Annotated in this window: 13 protein-coding genes; 4 read left to right on the top strand and 9 right to left on the bottom strand. The window is 74.7% G+C overall.

What is annotated here, in order from left to right:
• Positions 1-12 precede the first annotated feature (12 nt).
• Positions 13-468: a (2Fe-2S)-binding protein gene (locus ACN6LB_RS23815; protein ID WP_356139663.1), complete on the top strand. Its 456-nt coding sequence runs from the start codon at positions 13-15 to the stop codon at positions 466-468.
• Here ACN6LB_RS23815 and pssA read toward each other — a convergent pair.
• A complete protein-coding gene (pssA, locus tag ACN6LB_RS23810) occupies positions 443-1,330 on the bottom strand; it encodes a CDP-diacylglycerol--serine O-phosphatidyltransferase (protein WP_445027693.1) in 888 nt (295 codons plus the stop codon). The genes ACN6LB_RS23815 and pssA overlap by 26 nt on opposite strands.
• A 241-nt stretch (positions 1,331-1,571) precedes the next feature.
• Between pssA and ACN6LB_RS23805 the strand changes: the two genes are divergently transcribed.
• The 3 genes from ACN6LB_RS23805 (at position 1,572) to ACN6LB_RS23795 (ending at position 3,210) form a co-directional block, all read left to right on the top strand.
• On the top strand, positions 1,572-1,817 hold the full coding sequence (locus ACN6LB_RS23805) for a hypothetical protein (protein WP_356139664.1): 246 nt from the start codon (positions 1,572-1,574) through the stop codon (positions 1,815-1,817).
• A gap of 19 nt (positions 1,818-1,836) precedes the next feature.
• Entirely contained in the window at positions 1,837-2,328 is a 492-nt protein-coding gene (locus ACN6LB_RS23800; RefSeq protein WP_356139665.1) for a hypothetical protein, read from the top strand.
• 126 nt (positions 2,329-2,454) lie between these two features.
• Positions 2,455-3,210 (top strand): thioesterase II family protein, encoded by a 756-nt coding sequence (locus ACN6LB_RS23795; protein ID WP_356139666.1) that lies wholly within the window; start codon positions 2,455-2,457, stop codon positions 3,208-3,210.
• Positions 3,211-3,230: 20 nt separating this feature from the next.
• On the opposite strand, the gene ACN6LB_RS23790 is transcribed toward ACN6LB_RS23795, so the two are convergent.
• From ACN6LB_RS23790 to ACN6LB_RS23755, 8 genes are all read right to left on the bottom strand, one after another.
• A complete protein-coding gene (locus tag ACN6LB_RS23790) occupies positions 3,231-3,629 on the bottom strand; it encodes a Cif family virulence factor (protein WP_356139667.1) in 399 nt (132 codons plus the stop codon).
• An 88-nt stretch (positions 3,630-3,717) separates the two neighbouring features.
• Positions 3,718-5,769, bottom strand: a complete 2,052-nt coding sequence (locus ACN6LB_RS23785) for a beta-ketoacyl synthase N-terminal-like domain-containing protein (RefSeq protein WP_445027692.1) — start codon at positions 5,767-5,769, stop codon at positions 3,718-3,720.
• Positions 5,766-9,059, bottom strand: coding sequence for a non-ribosomal peptide synthetase (locus tag ACN6LB_RS23780; RefSeq protein ID WP_445027691.1), 3,294 nt, complete (start codon positions 9,057-9,059; stop codon positions 5,766-5,768). Before ACN6LB_RS23780 ends, ACN6LB_RS23785 begins: the two co-directional genes overlap by 4 nt.
• Positions 9,060-9,062: 3 nt before the next feature.
• The gene (locus ACN6LB_RS23775; protein WP_445027690.1) at positions 9,063-13,082 is read right to left on the bottom strand and encodes a non-ribosomal peptide synthetase; all 4,020 of its coding nucleotides are present in this window, start codon (positions 13,080-13,082) and stop codon (positions 9,063-9,065) included.
• Positions 13,079-17,821 (bottom strand): amino acid adenylation domain-containing protein, encoded by a 4,743-nt coding sequence (locus tag ACN6LB_RS23770; RefSeq protein ID WP_445027689.1) that lies wholly within the window; start codon positions 17,819-17,821, stop codon positions 13,079-13,081. The genes ACN6LB_RS23775 and ACN6LB_RS23770 overlap by 4 nt, the downstream gene beginning before the upstream one ends.
• The gene (locus ACN6LB_RS23765) at positions 17,818-18,882 is read right to left on the bottom strand and encodes a MupA/Atu3671 family FMN-dependent luciferase-like monooxygenase (RefSeq protein WP_445027688.1); all 1,065 of its coding nucleotides are present in this window, start codon (positions 18,880-18,882) and stop codon (positions 17,818-17,820) included. Before ACN6LB_RS23765 ends, ACN6LB_RS23770 begins: the two co-directional genes overlap by 4 nt.
• Entirely contained in the window at positions 18,867-22,691 is a 3,825-nt protein-coding gene (locus tag ACN6LB_RS23760) for an amino acid adenylation domain-containing protein (protein ID WP_445027687.1), read from the bottom strand. The genes ACN6LB_RS23765 and ACN6LB_RS23760 overlap by 16 nt, the downstream gene beginning before the upstream one ends.
• Positions 22,675-24,087: an MFS transporter gene (locus tag ACN6LB_RS23755; RefSeq protein ID WP_445027686.1), complete on the bottom strand. Its 1,413-nt coding sequence runs from the start codon at positions 24,085-24,087 to the stop codon at positions 22,675-22,677. Before ACN6LB_RS23755 ends, ACN6LB_RS23760 begins: the two co-directional genes overlap by 17 nt.
• Between the last annotated feature and the right edge of the window lie 71 nt (positions 24,088-24,158).

Here is a 24,158-nt window from a genome sequence, read left to right as displayed (position 1 = left end):
GGAGGGATTCCCATGCCCCGCCACACCTTCGTCCTCAACGGAGCGCCCGTCACCGTGGACGCGCCGCCGGACATGCCCCTGCTGTGGGTGCTGCGCGACAAGCTCGGCGTCACCGGCCCCAAGTACGGCTGCGGGGTGGGCGTCTGCCGGGCCTGCACGAGCCATCTGGACGGCGCCGAGATCCAGCCCTGTGTCGTCCCGGTCGCGGACTGCGCGGGCCGCAAGGTCACCACGATCGAGGGGCTGGCCGACGGCGACGACCTGCACCCGGTGCAGCAGGCCTGGCTGGACTGCGACGTGGCCCAGTGCGGCTTCTGCCAGCCCGGCCAGATCATGGCCGCCGCGGCGCTGCTGCGCTCGACGCCGAAGCCGACCGACGCCGACATCGACCGCATCGAGAACGTCTGCCGCTGCGGGACCTACTCCCGCATCCGGGAGGCGATCAAGAAGGCTTCCGCGGCGAGTTGAGGCCGGATCCCGCGCGCACGCCGGTGAGGCGGCGGGCCGCGGCGAACAGCGGAAGCACGGCGGCGAGGGTGAGTTGCAGGGCGCAGCCGGTGACGAGGAGGGTCTCGGCGCCGGGGGCGTCGGCGGCCCAGGCGACCAGGCAGCCGATGTTGACCGCAGCCCAGCCGATGGTGGCGGTGGCGAGCCTGCCGGTGGGCTTGGGGTATTCGATGCGGCTGACCATGAGCCAGGCGACGCCGACCACCGCGATCAGGGTGACCTTGAAGGGCAGTTCGAGCAGGACGACGGAGACGACGGTGAGCGCGGCGAACGGGATCGGCATGCCCTGGAACATGCCGTCCTGCATCGTGGTGACGGAGAACCGCGCGAGCCTCAGCAGCCCGCCCAGCAGCACGGCGACGGCGGCCGCGACGACCAGCCGCAGCTGCGCGTCCTCGGTGACCAGCCCCCACACCAGGACGAAGTACGCCGGTGCGAGTCCGAAACTGACCAGGTCGGAGAGGTTGTCGAGTTCCGCGCCCATGCCGGAGCTGCGGAACCTGCGGGCGACCAGTCCGTCGCACAGGTCGAAGAGCGAGGCCATCAGGATGAGCATGACGGCGGTCGCCGCGCCCTGCCGCACCGAGCCGTCGCCGCCCCGGCCGTGTGTGAGGTACGGGACGAGAACTGCCGTGGTGATGAAGTAGATGGAGGCGAATCCGCAGACCGCGTTGCCGAGCGTCAGCACGTCGGCCGCCGAGAGCCGCGCGGGGGAGAACTCCCGGGCCGCGGCCTCGGGCTCCGTATCAGGCTCCGTATCGGGCACCGCCGTGGGCGCCGCTTCGTCCCGGGATGCCGGCGCCTCGGGTTCGGTAAGGGTCAAGGCACTCTCCTGCACGCGTGTCTGGCCGAGCATAGGCGCAGCATCATCGCAGAATCGCGATGCGTCCGGCAGCCGGGTCCGGTTTCCCGCCCGCACGCCCGGTCCGGTGCGCGGGCGGGTGCCGGCCGGGCGCGGCGGGCCGGGATCCCCGCGAAGCTGCCGCCCCTACTGCCGATCGCGGCCGTCCCGCGCTTCTAGCGTCAAGTCCCGTAGCACTTGGGCGACTTCGGAAGGGACACGCATGAACAACGGTCTTCGTAAGGCGGCTGCGGCCGCGGCTCTGGTCACCGGTCTCGTCGCGGGCAGCACCGTGACCGCCTCGGCCGCTCCCCGGTCCGAGCGGATCACCTCGCAGGAACAGCTCGCGGCGAGCATCGCCAAGGCGGTCGCCGCCGAGCAGGACAGCGGTACCGTCGCCGGCGGCCCCGTCATCGCCGGAATGGTGACCGCCTCCAACAGCGCGAGCCCGCTCCGGGCTCCCTGCTGACGGCGCGGAGGTGAGCACCGTGGACAGCTCGACCGACCTGGCCCCGGGCACGGGTCAGCAGACACTCGACTGGTGTCCCAGCGGCGAAGCGCAGCGCCCGGAGTCCGTGGTCCTCGGCGTGCGGTCCGGGGACGGCGGTGAGGTCGTGTACCTCGCCGATCCGGTACCCGCCGCCGACGTCCTGGGCAGCATCCCGGAAGGCATCGCCCCGAACCGGGTCCTGCGGTTCGCCTCGCACTGCGTGTCGGACTGTGCGAACCGGGTGGGTACGGCCTGTGGTCTGATCGAGCGCATACGGGCCGTGCCGGCGAAGGCGGCGGCCGGTGCCGTACCACGGTGCCACCTGCGCCCGCACTGCAAGTGGTGGAACCAGGTCGGCGTCGAGGGCTGCCACCGCTGCCCCGCCGTCGTCACCCTCAGCTCGGACGAGGACGAGCTGAACGCCCTGGTCGCGGATCCGAACACCACGCTGGACCAGTTGGAGAGCTGGATCGCCGCGGCCGAGGACTGAACCCCCTCGCGCGGGCGCGACACAGGCCCCGGGCCGGACCATCCGGCACCGGGGCACTGCCCGTTGCCCTCCGCGCCCATACCCCACAGAACTCCCGACACCCGTGACGAAAGGACCGCTGCGGACATGGACAACTGGATACGGGACTTCCACCCCGCGCCCCAGGCCCCGGCGCGGCTGCTGGTGTTCCCGCACGCGGGCGGCGCGGCCGGCGCCTACCACGCCCTGTCGGCCGCGCTCGCGGGCCCGCTGGAGCCGTTGGTCGTGCAGTACCCGGGCCGCCACGACCGTTTCACGGAGCCGTTCGCCGAGCGCATCGACGACGTGGTGGACGCCGTCCTGGACGCACTGCCCGCGGACCCGGCGGGCCGGCCGACGGCCCTGTTCGGGCACAGCATGGGCGCGGTCATGGCGTACGAGGCCGCGCGACGGCTCCAGGAGCGCGGCGAGACGCCCGCCGTGCTGTTCGTGTCGGGCCGCGAGGGCCCCTCGCTGCCCGCCGCGCTGCGGTGGCCGTCGGACCCCACGGACGCCGAACTGATCGCGGAGATGCGGCTGCTGGCCGGCACCGTGGACGAGCTGCTGACCGACCCGATGCTGCTGGAGCTGATCCTCCCGGCGCTGCGCGCGGACTACCGCATGCTGTTCACGCACACCCACCGGCCCGGCCCCCGGCTGCGCTGCCCGCTGGTGGCGCTGACCGGCGACGACGATCCCCGGGTCGCGGTGGGGGGCGTGGCGGCCTGGGAACGCGAGAGCGCGGCCTCGTTCACCGCGCATGTCCTGCCCGGCGGCCACTTCTACCTCGACGACCATCTGCCGTACGTCACCGAGGTGATCACGGCGGCCGTGTCGGGAGCCGTGACGGGCGCACACGGCTGACATACGGGCGGCGCGCGGGATCAGGGCTGGTCGTACCAGGCGAAAGCCGTGATGCGCCAGCCCTCAGGCGTGCGCACGAACTGGATGGTCTTGGTCCCGCCGCCCTCGAACGGGGCGCCGTCCAGGATCCCGGACTTGCGGTACTCGCCGAAGCGCGACGCGATGTCCCCCGATATCTCGGTCCGCTCGGACGTCTCCCACTCGGAGAACTCCACCAGCCGACCGTCGCTCAACAGCCGCTGCCGGGGCTCGATGAACTCCTCCACGCCGTACACCGTGAACGCGGGCCCGGCGCTGACGATCACCCCTGTGGGAAGCATCAGCCGCCTGATGCGTCCCACGTCGGCGGCCTTGCCGCCCCGGTTGTCGAAGGCACCGAAGAAGTCGGCGGTCACCGAGTCGATCTCGATCTTTGACATCGGGCGACGGTAGCACCGGGCCGGGTACGGCGCGGGGGCCGGCGGTTCGGGCGAACCGCCGGCCCCCGCGTGTGCCGCGCAGAACCGCTCACTCCGCCTCGAACTCGCTGAGCAGGGCGTCCAGGGACTCGTCGGGGTCACGGCCGGCGACGATCTGGCGGGCCATCTCGTGGAGGGTGAGCTGTTCCAGGAAGAGGGTGAGAGGGACGTCGAGGTCGAAGTCGTCGCGGAGGCAGCCGACCAGGTGGACGGCTGTCAGGGAGTCTCCACCGGCGGCGAAGTACGTCAACTCCGGGTCGTGGGAGGGATCCAGGCCGAGTGCGTCGGCCAGGAGGGCGCGGACGGACTGCTCCAGGTCGTCGCCGGGCTCCTCCTGCTGCGCGGGGGCGGCGGGCTCCTGCCGGCGGGTGTCGAGGCCGAGGGCGCCGAAGCTCTCGCTCTCGAAGGGGTACGTCGGCAGGGCGGTCCGGCGGCCCTGGCCCGGCCACGGCTTGTGCTCCTCGCGCAGCCAGGCCTCGCCGAGAGCGTTCAGTTCGTCGGCGCCGGCCGGGGTCGACATCGCGCGCCCTTCGGCCAGTTCGGCCAGCCGGGACGCCGCTTCCGCGTGGTCGGCGGCCAGGACGTAGGCGCGTACGGGCTGCGGGGTGCGGCCGAAGCGCAGGGTGTGCGCGGTGTCGGCGAGGGAGGGGGCGCCGGGGGCGCGCAGCGCGGTGGCGAGCCGGCCCGCGACGGCCTGCAGGGCCTCCTGGGTGCGGGCGGACAGCAGCAGGATCTCCGGGCCCGACGCGGCCGGGGGGCGGGGAGCCGTCGGCCGCTGCGGGGCCTGCTCCAGGACCACGTGGACGTTCGTGCCGCCGATGCCGACCGAGCTGACGCCGGCCCGGCGGGGGCCGCGCTCGGGCTGCGGCCACGGCCGGGCGCTGTCGACGACGTGGAACGGTGAGTCCTCCAGGGCGAGTTCGGGGTGCGGGCGGCCGGCGCCGGCGGTGGGGGCCAGGGTGGCGTGCTCCAGCATGAGGACGGTCTTGATGAGTCCGGCGACGCCCGCGGCCGCGTCCAGGTGGCCGATGTTCGCCTTCACCGAGCCGAGGCCGATGGAGCCGGTGCCGAGCGCGCCCTTGAACGCGGCGGTCGCGGCGCTCGCCTCGATGCGGTCGCCGAGTTCGGTGGCCGTGCCGTGCGCCTCCACGTACTGGGCGTCGGCCGGGTCGAGGCCCGCCGCCGTCCAGGCCTCGACGACGGCGGCGGTCTGCTGGTCGACGCCGGGCGCGGTGAAGCCGACCCGGGCGGAGCCGTCGTTGGTGACGGCGCTGCCGCGGATGACCGCGCGCACCGGGTCGCCGTCGGCGAGCGCGTCGGCCAGCCGGCGCAGTACGACCACGCCGACGCCGTTGCCGGGCACGGTGCCGCCCGACCGCTCGTCGAAGGGCCGGCAGCGGCCGTCGGGCGCGAAGATCCCGCCCTGGTAGTGGACGTATCCGCGCTTGCGCACGGTGTCCACGGCGACGCCCCCGGCCAGTGCGGTGTCGCAGTCGCCGAGCAGCAGGGCCTGCGCGGCGAGGTGTATCGCCGTGAGTGAGGTCGAGCAGGCCGTCTGCACGTTCAGGCTCGGGCCGTCCAGGCCGAGGCGGTAGGAGACCCAGGGCGCGAGGAACTCGCGGTCGGTGAGGATGCGCACCTGGAGCGCGCCGATCTGCGCGGCCAGCTTCGGGTCGGTCTGGGCGGCGAGCATGTGCTCGGTGACGCCGCCGCCGACGTAGACGCCGGTGCGGGGCGGCGCGTCGAGCGGATCGTGCCCGGCGTCCTCCAGTGCGGCCCAGGCGGTCTCCAGGAGCAGCCGGTGCTGCGGGTCGAGGACGGCGGCCTCGGTGCGGTTGAAGCCGAACAGGGCGGGGTCGAAGCGGTCGGCGCCGGCCAGGTATCCCTTGGAGGGGACGTAGTCACGGCCGCCGGTCTCGGCCGGATCGGCGCCGTCGGCGAGGAGTTCCTCCTCGGTGAAGTCGCTGATCGAGCAGACCCCGCCCACCAGGTTCCGCCAGTAGGCGTCGAGGTCGGGGGCGCGGGGGAAGCGGCCGCTCATGCCGATCACGGCGATGGCGGAGTCGAGGGTCTCTGACGTGTCGGTCGTGGTCTCGTTCATCGGGGGGTGCCTTTCCGGGAGCGGAGTCGTCGGGCGGCGGCGGTGCGCCGGGCGTGCCGTTCGGTGCCGCGTACGGCGGAGGTGTCGATGTCGTCGGGCGGGTCCTGGGCGCTCGTGGCCTGGTCGAGGCGGGCGGCGAGCGCGGCGACCGTGGGGTGGCGGAACAGGTCGATCAGCGAGAGTCCGCCGTCCGCGCCGGCCTCGCGCAGGGCGACCAGCACCCGCAGCAGCCGGGTCGAATTGCCGCCCAGCTCGAAGAAGTTGTCGTGGGCGCCGACCCGGTCGACGGTGAGCACCCGCGCCCAGGCGTCCGCCACCAGCCGCTCGGTGGCGGTGCCGGCCTCGGTCCAGGTCGCGTCCGGGGTGCGCCGGGTGACGGTGGGCTCGGGCAGCCGGGAGCGGTCGATCTTGCCGTTGCTGCTGAGCGGCAGCGCGTCGAGGCGGACGAACACCTCGGGCACCATGAAAGCGGGGAGCCCCGCGCCGAGGTGGGCGCGCAGCGCGGTGTCGTCGGGCGCGGCCCCGTCGCGTCCCACCACGTAGGCGACCAGCCGCTGTTCGGGGCCGGTGCCGCGGACGGCGGCCGCGGCGATGACGACGTCCGGGTGGCGGGCGAGCAGCGACTCGATCTCGCCGAGTTCCAGGCGGACCCCGCGCAGCTTGACCTGAAGGTCGCTGCGGCCGAGGTAGGCCAGCGCGCCGTGCGCGTCGATCCGGCCGAGGTCGCCGCTGCGGTACATACGGGTGCCGGGGGCGCCGTACGGGTCGGCGACGAACCGTTCGGCGGTCAGACCGGGCTGCTCGATGTAGCCGCGGGCGAGACCGGCGCCGGTGATGTAGATCTCGCCGGTGACACCGACGGGGACCGGGCGCAGCAGCTCGTCCAGGACGTAGAAGCGGGCTCCGGCGACGGACCGGCCGAGGACGACGGGGTCGCCGGGTTCGAGGTCGGCGGTGTGGGAGTAGACGGTGACCTCGCTGGGCCCGTAGGCGTTGACGATCCGCCGTCCGGGCTCGTGCAGCCGCGCGACGAGTTCGGGCGGGCAGGCCTCACCGCCGACCGCGAGGGTGCGCAGGTCGGGGAGTCGGCCGGTGATGTCGGGCAGCAGCATCGCGGCGGACGGCGGCAGGAACACGTAGGTGATGCGGGAGTCGCGCAGCCGGTGCAGCAGCGCCTCGCCGAGCCGCTCGTCCTCCAGCGGGACGTGCAGTTCGGCGCCCGCGACCCAGGGAAAGAACAGGTCGGACACCGCGACGTCGAAGCCGAACGCCACGAACTGCAGCACCCGGTCCTCGGCGGTCACCGGGAACGAGTGGCGGGCGCCCATCGTGAGGTTGACCAGCGCCCGGTGCTCGACGGCCACTCCCTTGGGGCGGCCGGTGGAGCCGGAGGTGAACAGCACGTAGGCGAGGTCGCGGGCGCCGGGTGCCGGGCCGTGCGGGACGGGTGGCGCCTCGGCGGGGTCGCGTCGGTCGACGCGCAGGCAGGGCACGCCGAGTTCAGCGGCCCGGTCGGCGGTGGCCTCGGAGGTCACCAGCAGGGCGGTGCCGGAGCACTCGGTCATGTAGCGCAGGCGGTCGTGCGGGTGGGCCTGGTCGAGGGGGACGTAGGCGCCGCCCGCGCGCAGTACCGCGAGGGCGGCGATGCCCTGGTCCGCGGAGCGAGGCAGCAGCAGCCCGACGCGGACGCCGGGCCGTACGCCTGCGGCGCGCAGTCGTGCGGCCAACGCGTCGGCCCGCGCGAGGAGTTCGCGGTAGCCGAGGCGTACGTCGCCGCACACCAGCGCCGTGGCGTCGGGGCGGGCGGCCGCCACGTCGGCGATCAGGTCGGGGACCAGGCGGTCGGGGGCGGCGGCGTCGGCGAGGCGGTCGTTCTGGGCGATCAGCAGCCGCCGCTCGTCGTGCGCCACCGCCTCCACGGCGGACAGCGGGGCGTCCGGGTCGTCGAGGAGGCCCTCCAGGAGCGTGGCGAAGGTGCCCGTCCATCGTCGTACGGTCGCCGCCTCGAAGAGGTCGCTGCGGTAGATGAACTGGGCGGCCAGGTCCTCGCCCCACCGCTCCATGTGCAGGTGGAAGTCGAACTTCGCGGTGTCCAGGGTGAGTTCGACGCGCTCGGTGGTGGCGCCGGCCAGGTCAAGGGTGAGCGCGGTGTCGTCGTCGTAGGCGAACACGACCTGGACGACGGGGTCGTGGCCCGTCTCGCGGTCCGGGGCGAGTGCGTCGACGACCGCCTCGAACGGGGCGTCCTGGTAGGGGGCGGCGGCCGCCAGGGCGGCGCGGATCCGGCCGGTCAGCTCGCGCAGGGAGGGGGCGCCGCGCAGGTCCACGCGCAGGGCGAGGGTGTTGGCGAGCATGCCGACGGTCTGCTGGAGTTCGGGGCGCTCCCGGCCGGATGCCGGGTAGCCGACGACGAGGTCGTCGCGGCCGGTGAGGCGGGCCAGGAAGGCTGCGTAGACCGCGAACAGCGCCATGAACGGCGTGGCGCCGCAGGCGGTTGCCGTCTCGGCGAGCCGGGCCCGGGTGGCCGCCGCCAGCAGGAACCGCTCGCTGCCGCCGGCCGTCGAGCGCGCGCCGGTCCGCGGGCGGTCCGAGGGCAGTTCCACGGTGGCGGGCGCGCCGCGCAGCCGTCCCACCCAGTGCGCGACCGCCGGGCCGTACGCCCCCTCGGCGAGCCGCTCGCGCTGCCAGACGGCGAAGTCCGGGAACTGCAAAGGCAGTTCGCGGGCGACGAGCTGTCCTCCCGCCTTCTCCTCCCGGTAGCCGGTGGAGAGGTCGTCCAGCATCACGCCCAGCGACCAGCCGTCGCAGACCAGGTGGTGGGCGACGAGCAGCACCCGGTGGGTGCCGTCGGCGACGGCGTACACGGTGCTGCGCAGCAGCGGTCCGGTCGCCGGGTCGAAGGGGCGGGCCGCCTCGGCCCGCATCCGCGCGTCCACCCGGTCCGCGGGCACCCCGCGCTCCACGGTGAGCGCGGCCCGTGCGGCGGCCCGGACGAGCTGGGTCTGGGTGCCGTCGGGGGCGGTGCGGAAGACCGTGCGCAGCGACTCGTGGCGGGCCACGAGCGCGTCCAGGGCGCGGGCGAACGCCGGGAGGTCGAAGGGGCCGCGTACGGCGAAGGCGGCGGGCACGTTGTACTGGGCCGTGCCCGGGTTCAGCTGGTCGAGGACGAGCAGCCGGCCCTGGGCGTCGGAGACGGGGAACTCGTACTCGTCACCGCCTTCGCCGGTCGCCTCGTACGCCGGATCGGGGCCGACGGCCGGGTCGATGAGGTCAAGTGTCTCGGTGGTCATCGGTCAGTCCCCCTGGAGGACGGTTTCGAGGACGGCGGCGATGCGGGCCGCGGGGTCCGGTCGGAGTACGTCGCTGTGCGTGCAGTCCAGTTCGTGCGTGTCGACCCCGGCGGTGCAATGCCGCCAGGCCTCGGTCAGCTCCTCGGTGCCGGGCCACGCGTCGCGCGCCGCGGAGAACAGGGTCAGCCCCCCGTCGTACGGCGAAGGGCGCCAGCTGCGCGAGAGATGGATGTGATGGGTACCGGCGTCGGCCATGGCATGCAGCACCCGGTCACCGAAGACACCCAGCGGGCTCCCGGCCCGCCGCACAAGGGCGAAGGCCTCGGCACGGGTGGGCGGCGGGGCGGGCGACCCGGCAGGCAGCCCCGCCGACGACGCCTTCGCGTCGGTGCGCGACCCGGCAGGCGGCGCAGCCGTCGTCGGGGCGTGGCTGTTGAGGAGGATTCGTAGTACCTCTCGCTCGACGACGTCCGCCGGGAGGCGGGGGGTGCCGGGTGGGTGGGGCATGGAGTCCAGGACGGCCAGGAGGCGTACCTCCTGGCCGGCGCGGCGGAGGCGTACGGCGATCTCGTGTGCGATCGGGCCGCCGAAGGACTGCCCGACCAGGACGTACGGACCGTGCGGCCGTACGGCGCGGATCCGTTCGGCGTATGCCTCGGCCAACGCCCCGACGCTGTCCGGCAGCCCGCTCGCGCCCTCGGTCAGCGCCTGGCTCTGCAGGACGTGCAGCGGCCGGTCGCGGTGGAGGTGCGGCAGCAGTCCGGTGAAGGACCAGCCGAGTCCGAGCCCGGGGTGCACCCCGAAGACGGGGATGCGGTGGCCCTCCGCGCGCAGGGTGAGGAGCGGGGCGAGGTGGTCCGCGGAGGCGGCCTCGGTTCCGCCGGGCCCCGGGCGGGTGACGGTGGCCGTCTCGTCGAGCCGGGCGGCGAGGGCCGCCGGTGTCGGCGCCGCGAACAGCGCGGCAGGCGGTACGGGCACCCCGAACGCGTTCTGCGCCTTCGAGACCAGCCGCAGCGCGGTCAGGGAATGCCCGCCGGCCGCGAAGAAGTCGGTGTCCGGGTCCACCGTAGGCATCCCGAGCACCTCCCCGAACAGGGCACACAGCTCCCGCTCACGGGCACTGCCCGGCGCCCGGGCAGCGGCGGGGCGGGCCATGGCCACCGGCTCGGGCAGCGCGGCCCGGTCGGTCTTGCCGTGTCGGGTGAGCGGTACGTGGTCGATGCGAGCCCAGACGGAGGGGATGAGGTGGGAGGGGAGGTGGTCGGCCGCGAACTCCCGTACGCGGGCGAGGGTTTGGGGCCAGACGTCGTCGGTTGGGCCGGCGGCCTCGTCCGGTACGAGCCACGCCGCCAGGCGCTTGCCGCCGGTGGCGTCCGGGCGGGGGGCCACGACGGCTCGGCGGATGCCGGGGCAGCCGGTGAGAACGGATTCGACCTCGGCGGGTTCGATGCGGAAGCCGCGGACCTTGAACTGATCGTCGGCACGACCGGCGAAGTCCAGGGTGCCGTCGGGTGTCCAGCGGGCCAGGTCGCCGGTTCGGTACATACGGGTGCCGGGCGGCCCGTACGGGTCGGCGACGAACCGCTCGGCGCTCGCGGCGGGCCGCCCGAGGTAGCCGTGGGCGAGCCCGGTGCCCGCGAGGTACAGCTCCCCCGTGCCGCCGACGGGCACCGGTCGCAGCCGGGCGTCGAGGACGTGCGCGCGGGTGTTGTCCAGCGGGCGCCCGACGGGGACCCTGCCCGGGGCTCCGCCGGCAGTGTGGGCGGTGGCGAACACGGTCGCCTCCGTGGGGCCGTAACCGTTGACGACGGTGATGCCCGGGCAGTGCTCCCGGATCCGGGCCACGGCCTCGGGGGCGAGGACGTCGCCCCCGGCCCACACCTCGCGCAGCCCGGCCGGTGCGTCGGGCGCGATCTCGGCGACGGTGCGCAGCAGTTCGGGGGTGAGGAGCAGCGCGGTGATCCGCCGCTCGGGGATCACGCGGCGCAGGACGGCGGGGGTGAGGGGCCCGGGCGGGGCGACGACGACCGTGCCGCCGTTCAGCAGCGGTATCCACACCTCGTACGTCGAGGAGTCGAAGGTGTACGGGGCGTGCAGCAGCACCCGCCCGTGCGCACCGCCCCGGAAGCGGGCGTCGGCGGCCAGCTCGACGACGGCCCGCTGCGGGACGACGACACCCTTGGGTTCGCCGGTCGAGCCGGAGGTGTGGAGGACGCAGGCGGGTGACTCGGGGTGGGAGGGGGGCGGCGTGTGCTCCGCGGGGCCGGGGGCGGCGGGGACCGGGTCCGGCTCGGCGACGTCCAGGAGACGTATGTGCTCCGGGAGTTGCCCCGGCCGGGGCTCGCTCCCCCGCTGTGTGAGCGCCACCCGGATCCCGGACTCCGCCGCCGTACGGGCCAGCCGGGCGGGCGGCTGGGCCGGGTCGAGCGGGAGCCAGCAGGCGCCCGCCTTGAGCACCGCCAGCTGGGCCACGACGACGGACGCGGAGCGCGGCAGGAGCAGGGCCACCGTGTCGCCGGGGGCCACGCCCGCCCGGGTCAGCCGGGCGGCAAGCACGCCGGACGCCGCGTCCAGGCCGGCGTAGGTCAGGATCCCGCCGTCCCACTCGACAGCGGGGGCGTCCGGCGTGAGAACCACCCGGTCGGCGAAACGGCCGGTGACGGTGGCCGGTTCGGCGACGGGTCGGGCCGGTCCGGCGGCGAGGTCGAGCAGCAGTCGGCGCTCGTCGGGCGGCAGTACGTCGATGTCGTCGACCAACCGGCCGGGATCGCCCGCCAGTTGTTCCAGGGCCCGGCTCATGCGGGCGGTGACGGCCGAGGCGGCGGGGCCCCGGCGGCAGCCGACCGAGAGCAGCATCCGCTCACCGGCGACGACGGCGAGGGTGACGGGGTAGTGGGTCGAGTCGGTGACCCGGACCAGGTGCAGTTCGTCGGGGCCGGTGTCGTCCTCGGCGCGCTGCGGGAAGTTCTCGAAGGCGAGGACCGAGTCGAACAGCTCCCCGGCGCCGACCGCGCGCTGCACCGCGGCGAGGCGCGCGTGATGGTGGTCGACCAGGCCGGACTGCTCGCCCTGGAGGCGGACGAGCAGCTCCCCCGCGGTCTCGTCCGGCCGCAGCCGTACGCGCACCGGCAGTGTGTTGACGAACAGCCCGATCATGCTCTCCACGCCGGGCAGGTCGTGCGGGCGGCCGGAGACGACCGCGCCGAAGACCAGGTCTCGGGAGCCGGTCATGCGGGCCAGCACCAGTGACCAGGCGGCCTGCACAAGGGTGTTGAGGGTCACGCCCACGTCGGCCGCCCGCCGGGTGAGCGCCGCGGTCAGGTCGGCGGGCAGCCGCACCTGGGCGCGGTCGAAGGCGGTATCCGCCCCCTCGGGGACGTCGTACGACGCGGGCGGGGCGAGCAGCGCGGGCCGCTCCAGGCCCTCCAGCGCCTCGGCCCACGCGGTCTCCGCCTTGTTCTGCCCCTCTTGGCCCTTTCGGCCCAGCCATGCCAGATAGTCGCGGTAGGGCGCGGCGGGCGGCAGCGGGCGGCCCGCGATCAGGGCGGCGAGGTCCTCCTCCAGGACCGGCATCGACCAGCCGTCGAGCAGGATGTGGTGGAAGGACAGCAGGAGTTCGGCGCCCGTGTCGTGGCGGGCGAACACCGCGCGCACCAGCGGCGGCCGGGCCGGGTCGAAGCGCCGGGCCGCGTCCTCGCGCAGCAGTTCCTCGGTCCGTGCGGCCGACTCGGCAGGGGCGAGACCGCTCAGGTCCGTCTCCCGCCACGGCACTTTGACGGAGCGCGGGATGATCTGCACGGGCCGGTCGAGCCGTTCGTGACGGAAGCAGGCGCGCAGGTTGGGGTGGCGCCCGAGGAGCTGGGTCACCGCGGCCCGTACCGCTGCCGGCTCGACGCCGGGACCGAGCCGGAACCGGGCCTGGACCAGGTAGGGGTCGGGTCCGGCGGTGTCCTTCAGGGTGTGGAACAGCAGTCCTTCCTGCGCCGGGGAGAGGGGCAGGACGTCCACGACGTTGCCGCTCATCGGGCGCTCACCCCGTCCCCGGCGTCGAACTCGAAACCTTCGTCACCGTCGAACCCGAAGTCGTCCTCCAGCGCCGTGAGTTGGTCCACGGTCAGGTCGACGAGCGGGAAGTCGGAGGGCGTGTGGCCGGAGCCCTCGCCGTCCGCGGAGTCCGCCGCCAGGGCGGTGAGTTCCTCGATCCACAGCCGGGCCAGTTCGCCCGCCGCCGCCTCGGTGAACACGCCGTCCGCGTAGGAGAAGGTGGCTTCCAGGCGGAGTTCACCGTCCGTCTCCCGGGCCAGGGCGTCGATCTCCAGGGCGTGCGCGAGCGGGAGCGCGTCGGGGCCGGGGTCGAGCAGCCGGCCGCCCGCGGTGTCTCCGTCGGCGAACCGGCCCAGGTAGTTGAAGCGGACGTCGGGTGCGGTGAGCGCGGCCAGTTCGGGGCCCGCCTCGGGGTGGAGGTAGCGCAGCAGACCCCAGCCGAGGCCGCCGGACGGTACCGCCCGCAGCTGCTCCTTGACCCGCTTGAGCGCGTCGGTCGTCGTGCGCCCGTCCGTCGCGGCACCGGGGTCGAGCCGCACCGGGTACTGCGTGGTGAACCAGCCGACGGTCCCGGAGACGTCAATGGGCGCCGACAGCGCCTCGCGGCCGTGGCCCTCCAGATGCACGAGCAGCGCCGATCCGTTCCCGCGCCGGCGGACGGCCGCCCGCACCAGCGCGGTGAGCAGGACGGCGTCCGGACCGCAGTGGAAGGCTCCGGGAAGGGTGACGAGCGCGTTCCTGGTCAGTTCGGCGTCCAGCTCGACGGTGACGGTCGACCGGTGCGCACCGGCCCCGACCGCCTTGGCGATCCCTGCCCTTGTGTCGGCCAGCTGCTCCTTCCACCAGGGCAGTTCATCGACCGCTCGGTGCGCCTCGGCCGGCAGCAGCCGCGCCCACCGGGTGAACGAGGCCGCCGAGGACCCGGCCGAAGCGCCGGACCCCCCGGCCCCGGTCTCCAGCGCCTTGGCCAGCTCCGGCCCCAGCACCCGCCACGACACCCCGTCCACCGCCAGGTGGTGCACGGTGAGCAGCAGCAGCCCGGCACGACGGGGGCCGGCGTCGAGCCAGACCGCCCGCAGCATCTCCCCCTGTTCCGGGTCGAGTACGGCGGTGCGCGCCAGCTCGGCGGCAGTCACGGCCGGTTCCGCGCTTTCGGGGACGGCCAGGCGCGAGGTGCGAGCAGCCGCGCCGCCGTCGCCGGGGCCCACCTCCAGCTCCCAGCCGCCGTGGTCGTGGCACAGCAGCCGCAGGCGCAGGGCGGCATGCCGTTCGGCGAGGTCGCGCACGGCGGAGCGGATCCGCTCCAGGTCGGTGCCCGCCGGGACCGGAACCACCATGGACTGGGTGAACGCGCCGAGCGGGCCGCCCTGTTCGCGCCACCAGTGCATGACCGGCGTGAGCGGGAGGCGCCCCTCGGCGATGTCGGGTTCGGCGTGCGGTTCGGGGGCGGACGGGCGGGCCAGGGCGGCCAGCCGGGCGGGGGTGCGGGCGGTGAAGACGTCGCGCGGGGCGAGGACCAGACCGGCGGCCGCGGCGCGGGCGGCGAGCTGGATGGCCATGATGCTGTCGCCGCCGAGCCGGAAGAAGTCGCCGTCCGCGTCGGTCCGCTCGACGCCGAGGACCTCCGCGAACAGCGCACACAGCGTCCGCACGGGACCGGCGGGAGCGGCCGCGGAGGCGCTGCGACCGTTCGGCGCGGCGGCCGGGGTCCGGGGTGCGGGTGCGGGCAGGGCGGCCCGGTCGATCTTGCCGCGCGGTGTCAGCGGCAGGGCGCCGAGGACCACCACGTCGGCCGGGACGAACGCGGCGGGCAGCCGTTCGGCGGCGTACCCGAGCAGCGCGTCCGCGTCCAGGACGTGCCCGGCGACCGGGACGACGTACCCGACGAGCCGGCGCCTGCCGCGCGCTCCCTCACGGACGACGACCACCGCCCGGCTGACGCCGGGGTGTTCGACGAGCGCGGCGGTGATCTCGGCGGGCTCGATGCGCAGGCCGCGCAGTTTCACCTGGTCGTCGGTGCGGCCCAGGTAGTGGGTGGTGCCGTCGTCGTCTCGCCAGGCGAGGTCGCCGGTGCGGTACATGCGGCTGCCGGGCGGCCCGTAGGGGTCGGCGACGAACCGTTCGGCGCTCTGGCCGGGCCGGTGCAGATAGCCGTCGGCGAGCGGCCCCGACAGGTAGAGCTCGCCGCGCACGCCGGGCGGCACCGGGCGCAGCCGCGCGTCGAGCAGGCGTACGTCCGCGCCGGCCACCGGGGTGCCCAGCGGCGGGGGTGTGCCGTCGGCGGCCAGCGGCCCGGAGAGGGTGGCGGCGACGGTGGCCTCGGTGGGCCCGTAGGCGTTGTGGAAGCGGCGTCCGCCGACCGCCCAGCGGGCCACCAGGTCCGCCGGGCAGGCCTCCGCGCCGACGGCGAGGACCCGCAGGTCGGGGTAGGGCCCGTCGGGCACGGTCGCCAGCACGGACGGTGTCACCATCGCGCAGGACACGCGCCGCTGGGTGAGCACACTCCCGAGGTCGGCGCCGACGAGGACCCCGTCGGGCGGCAGGACCAGCGTGCCGCCGGAGCCGAAGGCCATGCACAGGTCGGCGACCGAGATGTCGAAGGTGGGCGGGCCGAGTTGGAGCACCCTGCTGTCGGCCGCCAGGGCGAAGCGGCCGGCGAGGGTCCCCGCGAGCGCGGCGAGCCCGGAGTGCGGGACGACGACGCCCTTGGGTACGCCGGTCGAGCCGGAGGTGTGGATGACGTAGGCGGCGGTGGCCGGGTCCGGGTACGGGCCGTCGTACGGAGCGCCCTCATCGGCGTCGTCCAGCACCAGCACCGGCACATCCGTCTCAGGAGGCGGGGACCCGGCCTCGGTGATCAGCAGCACGGGCCCGGCGTCGGCCAGGGCGCGGCGCAACCGCTCCGCGGGATGGTCGGGGTCGAGCGGCAGATAGGCGGCGCCGGTGCGCTGGACGGCCAGCGCGGCCACCGGCCAGTCGCTGCCGCGGCGCAGCGCGAGCGCGACGAGGTGCCCGGGTCCCGCGCCGCGCCGGGCGAGCTCGCCTGCCAACCGGTCGACGCGGGCGGCCAGTTGGGCGTACGTGAGGATCTGTGTGCCGGTGTCGAGGGCCGGGGCGTCGGGGGTGCGGGCGGCCTGGCGGGCCACCAGCTCGGGCAGGGAGGCGGGTGCCGGGGCGGCGGGTCCGGCCGAGGCGTCGAGCAGACGGTCGCGCAGTGCGGCCGGGACCAGGTCGATGTCCCGTACGCGCAGGGCGGGTTCGGCGGTGATGCGCTGGAGAAGTTCGACGTAGCACTCGGCCCAGCGGGTCACCGCGTCGGGCGAGAAGGTGTCGGTACGGATCTCGAAGCTGCCGATCATGACGTCGCCGTCGTCCTTCACGACGCCGACGAGGTCGTGCTCGCCACCGGTGTGGATGCGCTCCGGCTCGGCGAACTCCCGTACCGCTGACACGCTCGGCTGCTGGTTGAGGTGCATGAACACCCACTGGAACAGCGGGGAACGGCCGATGCTGCGCTCGGGAGCGGTGGCCGCGACGATCCGGCCGACCGGCAGGTCGGCGTTGGCCACGAGGTCCGGGAAGTCCGCGGCGAACGTCGTGAGCAGATCGGCGAACGCGCTGTCGGGGCGCACCCGCCAGCGGGTCGGCACGGCGTTCATGACGTACCCGATGACCCGTTCCAGACCCTTGGCGGAACGGTTGGCGACCGGCGTGCCCAGGACCATGTCCTCGGCGCCGGTCACCCGGTGCGCGAGCACGGCGAACGCGGCCATCAGGACGACGTAGACGGTGGTGCCCGAGTTTCGGGCGAGGGCGCGGATCGCGGCCGCGGTGGGCGCGTCGAGGCCGAACTCGACGTGCACGATGCCGTCGAGGTCCCGCTCGGGGTCGTCCGCGGCGGCGCCGTAGCCGGGGGCGGTGAGCGGTGCGGGCAGGTCGGCCAGGTAGCGGCGCCAGAAGTCCAGCCGCTCGCGGAAGACCCCGGCCTCCTCCAGCTCGCCCTGCCAGGAGGAGAAGTCGGCGTACTGCACGGCCGGCCGGGTCAGTCGCGGCGCGGTGCCCTCGCGCACGGCCCGGTAGGCCTCGGCGAACTCCGTCTGGAGCACGTCGAAGGACCACCAGTCGGCGATGACGTGGTGCACGCTCAGCATCAGCGTCGTACGGCGTTCGTCGACGCGCACGAAGCGGCCGCGCATCAGCCGGTCCTGCCCCAGGTCGAAGGGACGGCGCCGGAAGGTGTCGAAGGCCTGGCCGACCGTGGTGCCGGTGCCGCGCAGGTCCTCGCGTTCCAGGACGAACGCGCCGGTGTCGGGGAAGTCGACGTGCAGTTCGTCGTCCGGGCCTTCGGTGACGCGGGTGCGCAGGATGTCGTGGTGGCGCTGGATGAGGGAGAGCGCGGACTCCAGGTGGGCCGGATCGACGGGTTCGTCGAAGTGGTAGGCGCAGCACAGGTTGAGCGCCGGGGTGCCGGGATACAGCGACTCGTACACCCACAGGTCCTGCTGCGCGGGGCTGAGCCGCACGGGCCGGGCGGGGTCGCGCGGCGGGACGACGGCGGGTATCTCGCGTACGCGGCCGGTCTCCACCATGCGGCGCAGCAGCCGGACGCGCTGCTCGCCGCCCAGCGCGCTGAAGCGGTCGGCGAGGGAGGGGGCGGCGGACGGGCGGGCCGGCGGGCGCAGGGACGCGGGCGGGCCGGTGGAAACGGGGGCGGTCATCGCAGGGCCTCTTTCAGCTCGGCCAGCTCGGCGAGCCGCCGCAGGCCGGTGAGTACGTCGTCGCGGCCGAGGCCGAAGTCGATGAAGCAGGCGATCTCGTCGACGCCCAGCTCGGCGAGGTCGGCGAGCATCTTGGCGCAGTGGCCGGGCGAGCCCAGCAGGCTGCCCCAGCTCAGATAGCGCTCGAACGCGAACTCGGCGAGCATCGCGGTCTTCTCCTCGGTGAGCGCGGCCGTGCCGGCATCCGCGGTGCGGTTGGCGGCGGTCTGGCGCAGGTAGGACGCGAGGTAGCTCTTGAGGGGGGCGGCGGCCAGGCGGCGCACCTCCGCGTCGTCGGCGCCGACGTAGGTGTGCGCCATGAGCGTCACGCGGCCGTGCGCGTCGGTGCCCCGCTGGTCGGGGGCGGCGGAACAGGCCGCGCGGTAGCGGTCGATCTTGTCGGCGAGTTCGTCGCGGCTCTGTCCGACGGTCGCGCCGAGCACCCCGCAGCGCAGCCGGCCGGCCGCCTCCCAGGTCTCCGGGTTGCCGGAGGTGGTGATCCACAGCGGCAGGGTGTCCTGGACGGGGCGCGGCTGCGTCACGACGCTCACGGGCCGCCCGGTGCCGTCCGGGTACTCGGCGCTCTCGCCCGCCCACAGAGACCGCAGTGCGGGGACGGTGTCCATGGTGCGGGCGCGGCGGTCGGCGTAGGTGCCGGGGGCGAGGGTGAAGTCGGTGGAGTGCCAGCCGGTCGCGACGGACAGGCCGACCCGGCCGTGCGAGAGGTTGTCGACGACCGCCCAGTCCTCGGCGACCTTCAGCGGATGGTGCAGCGGCAGGACGACGCTGCCCGCGCGGATACCGATCCGCTCGGTGGCGACGGCGAGGGCCGCGCCGAGCACCGGCGGGCTCGGGAAGACCTGCCCGACCTGCTGGAAGTGCCGTTCGGGCGTCCACAGGGCGTGGAAACCGAGCCGGTCGGCCTCGCGGGCCACGGTGAGGATGTCCTCGTAGGTCTGCTCGTGGCTGGTCTGCCCGGCGGTGGTGCTGTCCGCACCGAAGAACATCACGCTGAGGTCCACTGCCTGTCCTCCTGCTTCCTGTTGCCGCGGTGGGGTGTCGTGTGGGGTGTCGGCTGCTCGGGCCTGCGCGGGACGCGCGCCCGGCGGGGGATGGGGGCCGCGGTGGGTGCCGGGCCGGCGGCGGCCCGCTCCAGTTCGGCGGCGAGGGCGGCGACGGTGGGCGCGGCGAAGATCTGCGCCGCGGTGACCGGCCGGCCGTCGGTGCTCAGCCGGGCCGCGACCCGGACCGCGCGCAGCGAGTTGCCGCCGAGCGCGAAGAAGTCGTCGTGCCGGCCGACCTCCGGCAGGCCCAGTACGTCGCACCACACGGCGGCGGTGCGCTTCTCCTGGGCGGTGAGCGGCTCGCCGGGGGCGGCGGGCCGCGCGGGCCGCTCCCGGGCCGTGATCCGGTCGCCCGGGCCCGCCCGGCGGGGCGGCTCGGGCAGGGCCAGCCCGGAGACACGGGCGTCAGGGTCGGCGACGGCGGCTTCCAGGGCCTGGGGAAGCGCCTCGGCCAGCCAGTCGACGAAGGACTCCTCCAGGGTGTCGGCCCGGTACTCGAAGGTGAGGGTGAGACCGCCGGGCGCACCGTCCGGTCCTGTCGACTCCGAGACGTCCACGAGGAGTTCGAAGCGTGCGGCGCCGGTGCGCACCAGCTCGACGCCGCCCTCGGCGCCGGGCAGCGCGACCTCGGCGCGGGCGTTGTTCTGCAGCGCGAGCACCACGTCGGTGAACGGCTGCCGCCCGGGCAGCCGAACCGGGTTGAGCGCACCGACGACGTGCTCGAACGGCACGTCCTGGTGGGCGAAGGCGCCGAGGTCGGCGTCCCGGACCCGGCGCAGCAGCTCGGCCGCGGTGGGGTCGCCGGACGCGTCGGTGCGCAGTGTCAGCAGGTTGACGAAGAACCCGACCACGTCCTCCACACCGCTCTCCGCGGCGGCCCGGGCGGCGACGGGTGCGCCGATGGCCGTGTCCGGGTCGGCCCCGGCCCTCACCAGCGCGGTGACCAGCGCGGCGTGCAGCGCCATGAAGAGCGTGGCGCCGCGGGTCCGGGCGAAGTCCACGAGCCGGGCGTGGGCCGCCGCGTCCAGCCGCCGTACGACGACGCCGGCGTCCGGGCCGGGCACGGCGGGCCGCTCCGGGCGGCGCGGCAGCAGCGGGCCGTCGACGGGCAGATTGGCCAACTGGTCTTTCCAGTAGGTGAGTTGCCTGGTGATCAGGGAGTAGGGGTCGGCCGGTGAGCCGAGCCGGTCGAGACGGCGGCGAGCGTGCTCTGCGTACGGGACGGGGAGCGGCGCGAGAGTGGTGCCGCTGAGGCCGCTGCTCCGCGCCCGGGCCTCGTAGGCGCGTGACAGGTCGCCGAACAGCGGGCGCAGTGACCAGCCGTCGCCCGCGATGTGGTGCACCAGCACCAGTAGTGCGTGCTCGTCCGGGCGTTCCCGGACGGTGAAGAGGACGGCCCGCAGGGGGAGTTCGGTGCGCAGGTCGAAACGACGGCGTGCCGCCTGCTCGACGCGGTCGTCCAACTCGGCCACCCCGACGTGCAGATGGGCGAACGGCGGCCGGGCGTCCGGCCCGGTCAGCACCCGCCGTACGGGCACGCCGTCGGCCTCGTCGAAGAGCGTGCGCAGGACCTCGTGGCGGTCGGCGACATCGGCCAGCGCGTCACTCAGGGCGACCGGGTCGAGGGCGCCGCGCAGCCGGACCAGCATCGGCAGGTTGTAGGCGGCGCCCGCACCGATCCGGTCCAGGAACCACAGGCGCTGCTCGGCGTCGGAGACCGGCAGGGGGCCCGACGCCGACTCGGGTGCCCGCGGGGGCAGGGCGGCGGGTGCGCGGTCGACGTGCGGGGCGAGCCGGGCGGGGGTGCGCGCCTCGAAGAGCGTACGGATGTCGATCTCGACGCCGAACACCGAGCGGACCCGGCCCAGCAGACGGGCCGCCAGCAGGGAGTGGCCGCCGAGTTCGAAGAAGTCCTCGTCCGGGTCTGTCTCCCGGCCGGAGTCCAGGAGCTGGGAGAAGAGGGCGCACAGAGCGCGTACGGTGTCGCTCTCCACGGCAGGGGCGGAGGCTTTCTCACCAGGCCCGCGTGCCGTGTCGACGGGCGCGGGGAGGGCCGCGCGGTCGAGTTTGCCGCTCGGGGTGAGCGGGAGCGCGTCGAGGGCGACGAAGGCGGCGGGGACCAGGTAGTCGGCGAGGACCGTCTGCGCGTAGGTGCGCAACTCGTCGGCCGTGGGCGGCCGTTGGGTGTCGGCGCGCGGGACGACGTAGGCCGTGAGCTGGCGGTCCCCGGCCGGGTGGTCGTGCGCGACGACGGCGGCCCGGTCGATGCCGGGGTGCCGGGCGAGCACACTCTCCACCTCACCGGGCTCCACCCGGAAGCCCCGGATCTTGACCTGGCTGTCGGCCCGGCCGAGATACTCCAGCACACCGTCGGGGCGCCGGCGTACGAGGTCGCCGGTGCGGTAGAGGCGCTCGCCCGGGACACGTGCCGAGGCCGGGGCGGGGGCCGGACCGGTGCCGGAGCCCGAGCGGGAGGCCGAGCCCCGACCTGAGCCGCCAGTCGACCCCGAACCCGACCCCGAACTCGAGCCGGGTCCGGAATCCGGAACGGAGGCCGAACGGGAGTCCGTGGCCGCGCCACGCCCCTCGGCCGAGGCGGAGGCGGAGGCGGAGGCGGAGGCGGAGGCCGCAGGCGAGGCGGAGGCCGGGGGCGAGCTCGGATGCGTCTCACCGCCTCCCGCGACGAAGCGTTCCGCCGTCAGGCCGGGGCGGCCGCAGTACTCGCGGGCCAGGCCAGCGCCGGCCGCGTACAGCTCGCCCGGCTCGCCGTCCGGGACGGGGCGCAGGCTCTCGTCGAGGACGTACAGGCGCTTGCCGGCCAGCGGGCGGCCGATCGGCAGGGGGCCGCCGGTGCGCAGGTCCTCGGGGGTGATCGGGTGGACGGTGAGGAAGACCATGCACTCGACGGGGCCGTAGCCGTTGCCGAGGCGCAGGTCCGGGCGGCGTTCGAGGGCGCGGGCCACGTGCGGGGGCGACAATGCCTCGCCGCCGACGAGGAGTTCGCGCAGACCGGCGAGGGCGGTCGGGTACTCGTCGACGATCACGTTGAACAGCGACGAGGACAGGTACATGGACGTGACGCCGTGCTCGGCGACGAGCCGCGCCATCACGAACGGCTCGGGCCGGCGCCCGGGATGCAGGACGCAGGTGCCGCCGCTCATCAGGGGACCCCACAGCTCCAGGGCGAACGCGTCCCAGGACAGCGGCGCGCACTGGAGCCATACGGCGCCGGGGCCGAAGGAGGCGAAGTCCTGGCCGGTGAGGGTGGCGGCGACCGCCCGGTGCGGGGCGGCGATGCCCTTGGGGCGCCCGGTCGAGCCGGAGGTGAACATCACGCAGGCGAGGTCGTCGGGGTGGACCCGTACCGCGCCGGGCGGGAGCGGGGCCGCCGCCGGGGCGTCCTCGGGGTGCACCGGGCGGGCCTCGACCCCGTCGAGGGGGGTGTCGCGGCGGGCCACCACCGCGCCGACAGCCGCGTCGGCCGCCATGGCGCGCAGCCGCGCCGCCGGGAAGCCGGGGTCGAGGATCACATAGGCGGCGCCCGCCTTGAGGATGCCGAGGACGGTCACGACCAGCTCGGCGGAGCGTTCCAGGTACACGCCGACGGTGTCGCCGTGCCGTACGCCGTGCCCGGCGAGCAGACCGGCGAACCGGGCGGCCCGCACGTCGAGTTCGGCGTAGCTCAGGTGGTCGTCGCCGTCGATCAGGGCGGTGGCGTCCGGGAAGGCCCGCACCCGCTCCTCGACGAGCTCATGCACGCACTTCATGCCGGTCTCCTTCCTGAGTCGCTTCGGCGGCGGTTGCGGCTTCGGCTTCGTCATCCGTGGGGGTGTCCGCGTCCGTCAGCAGCACGTCGATGTCCCTGATCGAGCGGCTGGCCAGCCCCCACACGGCGACCGCGATACCGGCGACGCCCGCGAGGAGGAACATCCCCGCCATGCCGCTGCCGGGCCCGTCGCCGAGGAGCGGGCCGAGGACGGTGAACAGTCCGCTGCCGTGCGCTGCGGCCGGCTCGAAGACGTGGTCGGCGAGCGGACCCGCGAGGCCGGTGGCGAGCGGGACGGAGATGTACCCGAGGAACATCACCGCTCCGAAGACCCGGCCCTGCCACTCCTGGGGGACCTTGGTCTGCACGATGGCGTGCATCTGGGAGTTGACGACGGTCGTCAGCAGCGCGCCGATCAGCACCGCGATCGACCAGGCGACGACACCGTCCGCGAACGCCATGCCCACCAGAGCGGACAGGCACATCCCGACGATGCCGAGCATCATGCCGCGGCCCCGGTTGCGCGGCCCTCCCCAGGCGGCCATCAGCACACCGCCCGCGACCCCGCCGGCGCCGATCGCGGTGTTGACCGCGGCGAGCGCCGTGCTGTCCGCGCGCAGCAGCACCATGGGCTGGATGAGGGCGAAGCCGAAGACCATGACCAGGTTGACGACGCAGAAGTTGACGATCAGGTCGCGCAGGCTCGGCATCCGGAAGAGGTACCGCAGGCCTTCCCCGGCCTCGGCGGTGATCCGGCGGCGCGGCGCGCCCGGTTCCGGCTTCGGCGCGGGCCGGTCCCCGGTCAGCCGCACCAGCCGTACGCCGACCAGGGCGAAGGCGTAACTCACCAGGTCGATCAGGAGAGTCGGGCCGATTCCGCAGAAGGCGAGCAGGACCCCGCCGAGCGCGGGACCGCAGATGCCCGCGGCGCTCTTGGCGCCGGCCAGCAGGCCGTTGGCGCGGCCGAGTTGGTCCTTGCGAACGAGCAGCGGCACCGCCGAGGCGAGCGCCGGGAGCTGGAAGGCCGCGCAGGCGCCGAGCAGCACGGTGGCCGGGTAGATCTGCCACGACTGCAGCTGACCGAGGTAGTGGAGCAGCGCCAGCAGGCCCACCACGAGGAGGCCCCCGGCGTCCGCCAACTGCATCGCCGACCGCTTGCGCATGCGATCGACGATTGCACCCGCAATGGGACTGAGGACGGCCTGCGGCAGTACGGCGCACAGGGACAGGACGGTGACGGCGCTCGCCCGCTCACCGGCGGACCAGACGTCGACGACGAAGGCGAACCGGACCGCGGCGCTGCCCACGAGCGAGACCGCCTGCCCCGACCAGACCAGCATGAGCGGCCCCATGCCGGCGAAGCGGCCGGGAGGTTCGACGGGTGGAGTTGCTGTCACTGCGCTGCCCCCAGGACGGTCGCATGCCAGTCGGATACGGGCCGTCGTGGTCCGTTTCCGAGTTCGATTGG

It is taken from the genome of Streptomyces sp. SAS_270, assembly GCF_052543295.1.
Note: the sequence above shows the minus strand (reverse complement) of the source record. Positions and strands in the feature narration are given on the sequence as shown.

Bases quoted from the DNA above. Each gene is read 5' to 3' on its own strand.
- ACN6LB_RS23815 (WP_356139663.1), top strand. From the start codon at position 13: ATGCCCCGCCACACCTTCGTCCTCAACGGAGCGCCCGTCACCGTGGAC.
- ACN6LB_RS23805 (WP_356139664.1), top strand. From the start codon at position 1,572: ATGAACAACGGTCTTCGTAAGGCGGCTGCGGCCGCGGCTCTGGTCACC.
- ACN6LB_RS23795 (WP_356139666.1), top strand. From the start codon at position 2,455: ATGGACAACTGGATACGGGACTTCCACCCCGCGCCCCAGGCCCCGGCG.
- ACN6LB_RS23790 (WP_356139667.1), bottom strand. From the start codon at position 3,629: ATGTCAAAGATCGAGATCGACTCGGTGACCGCCGACTTCTTCGGTGCC.
- ACN6LB_RS23785 (WP_445027692.1), bottom strand. From the start codon at position 5,769: ATGAACGAGACCACGACCGACACGTCAGAGACCCTCGACTCCGCCATC.
- ACN6LB_RS23780 (WP_445027691.1), bottom strand. From the start codon at position 9,059: ATGACCACCGAGACACTTGACCTCATCGACCCGGCCGTCGGCCCCGAT.
- ACN6LB_RS23775 (WP_445027690.1), bottom strand. From the start codon at position 13,082: ATGAGCGGCAACGTCGTGGACGTCCTGCCCCTCTCCCCGGCGCAGGAA.
- ACN6LB_RS23770 (WP_445027689.1), bottom strand. From the start codon at position 17,821: ATGACCGCCCCCGTTTCCACCGGCCCGCCCGCGTCCCTGCGCCCGCCG.
- ACN6LB_RS23760 (WP_445027687.1), bottom strand. From the start codon at position 22,691: ATGAAGTGCGTGCATGAGCTCGTCGAGGAGCGGGTGCGGGCCTTCCCG.